At 61.3% G+C, this 2,180-nt stretch carries 2 protein-coding genes; both read left to right on the top strand.

Features of this window, described 5'->3' with window-relative positions; translation table 11 throughout:
- Positions 1-479 precede the first annotated feature (479 nt).
- Entirely contained in the window at positions 480-941 is a 462-nt protein-coding gene (locus ACSEEN_RS21290) for a TIGR02391 family protein (protein ID WP_440714247.1), read from the top strand.
- A gap of 162 nt (positions 942-1,103) precedes the next feature.
- Positions 1,104-2,180, top strand: coding sequence for a hypothetical protein (locus ACSEEN_RS21285; RefSeq protein WP_440714246.1), 1,077 nt, complete (start codon positions 1,104-1,106; stop codon positions 2,178-2,180).

Below are 2,180 nucleotides of genomic sequence, written 5' to 3'. Positions count from 1 at the left end.
CCGACCGCGATCTCCGTCCGGTCCGCCACCGTCAACATCATCCGTCCCAGCCCCACCCAGGGTCTCCTACCGCGCTACCCGCAACCCCTCGTGGCCTGCAGTGTTGCTACGACGGTATGACACCGCCCCCTCCTTGGTTCGGGATGACTTGTTGTGCCCGGCTCGACGCGCACCGCGCCGCTTGGCAGATTTGCGCCCGTTGTAAGTGCTCGTCGGTGGAGTGACGACTCCGGATGGTCCAGACAGGGCGGGAGCAACAGTGCCGAACTATCCCCACAGTTCCGGTCAGACGGCGGTCGTTCAAGCAGTTGCGCAGTTGCGCAAGGGATTTCCCAGCGAGGTCGACGCAGGCTACCTGCAGTGGTTCAAGATCGCCCCGGCCTACGAATCCTATGTCATCTCCATCCTGAGATCCCTCGGGCTGATCGACGAGGACGGCAACCGCGTCGAGAGCAAGACCGACTATCGGTGCGGCGCAGATGACCTACCTTGTCGAAGCCGTCGAGGACTTTGTGGTCGGCGAGATCGTCGCCGAGGCTGAGGAGCCGCACCCCTTCGAGTCGCGGAACATTCACCCGGACCTGCCCAAGAAGGTGCGCACTCTATTTGACAACGGGCACTGGGAGGAGTCTGTTTTCCAGGCTGTCAAGTTCATAGAGGCTGAGGTTAAGCGCATCCGCCGCGAACAAGGGAGAGGCTACAAACTCATGATGAACGTCTTCAACGAGGACAACCCCAAAGTGCGACTGAACGCTCTCACGACCGAATCTGAGATTGACGAGCAGAAGGGTTTCAAGTTCATTTTCGCGGGAGCGGCCACGGGCATCCGTAATCCGCGCGGCCATGAGGTTGACGTCGGCTACACACCAGACGAGGCCCTGGACCACCTCGCTCTTGCCTCCATCCTGCTGAGGCGACTCGATGCCTGCAGCTTGCGATGAGCGCGCAGTACGTCGGCTACGCTGTCCGCAATCAGCACTTTCGATACGGCGTGCCCGCTAGACGTTCTTCGTTGCCGGAACTTGGTGGAATTTAGATGTTCTGCGCCGCGAGGCGCCCAACCGGGTGACTCGGATGTGGGTGACGGCTGCGAAGATGGTGTCATGACGACGGAAGAAGGACCCACTCCCGCGCTCTCGTCGAAGGAGTTCAGCCTGTGGGAACTTGACTGGACGACGGATCAGATTCGCATCGTGATGCAGTCTGGTGAAGAACACTTTGCCCACATGGGTGCCGACGTGAGCCGCCCTAGCAACGAAATCACGCGGACGATGTTCGACTGGGACCGGTGGTGGCTCGTCACTCATACAGCGAAGGGCCATCTCGTCATCTCTGAGGTGTGGAGCCCTGTCGGGGACCCGGCGAAGGGGCGGCCGTCGGTGTACCTCGATCAGTGCCACTGGAGCACAGTCGCGAAGGCCGTAGTCAGGCCTGAGGCGCTTTCCGCGGACGATCTTGTTGCAGCTCAGCGAATCATGAAGCTTGCCCATGATGGCGGCATCCGGCTCCCCATCTCGTCCGCTACATTGCAGGAGACAACCGCTCTGTATGGGGACCGGCGGTACGAGATCGGCATAGCTATCGCATCCCTTAGCGGAGGATGGCAGCTGCGCGATCCCCTGGAAATCCGTCGCCATGAGTTCGCCGCGTGGTTCGCTGAGCGACTCTCGCTGGACGCAACGTTGCCTGGCGTTGATGCAGTCACGCTCTCGCCCAGAAGCGTCTTCGGCGACCGCATCGAGTCTGCTTCGGGTGGCGATCTTAGCGAGAGCATGCGTCAATTCCATGACGCAGTCACTTGGCCGTCTGTGCTCGTCTCGTTGCTGATTGATCCCGAGCGAATCGCTGCTGCGGCTCCCGCAAGGTGGGCCGACGCTAACGGGGACCTTGCGAAGCAGATGGGCTCGATGACGCGCGAACAACGAAACTCGACGGCGACTAGTGCGGCGATCCAGGACAACCAAGACTTGATGGCTTCCGCACTCGGTCTCCTCGCGGTGTCTCCCGCAGCGTTGCGCAGTCTTCGACGGCATGACCTCGCTGACGCCGTGACTGAACCGCACTGGGTCTGGTGGAGGCTCTGGTCATTTGATTTCAACCAGGGCCTGGGTGCCCTGCTGGGTAGCGTAGAACCTCCCTTCGAACTCGGTGGGCGGGAGGTCGTCGAGGTAGCCGTGTAG

It is taken from the genome of Gordonia marina (genome assembly GCF_052036135.1).
GTDB lineage: Bacteria > Actinomycetota > Actinomycetes > Mycobacteriales > Mycobacteriaceae > Gordonia.
Note: the sequence above shows the minus strand (reverse complement) of the source record. Positions and strands in the feature narration are given on the sequence as shown.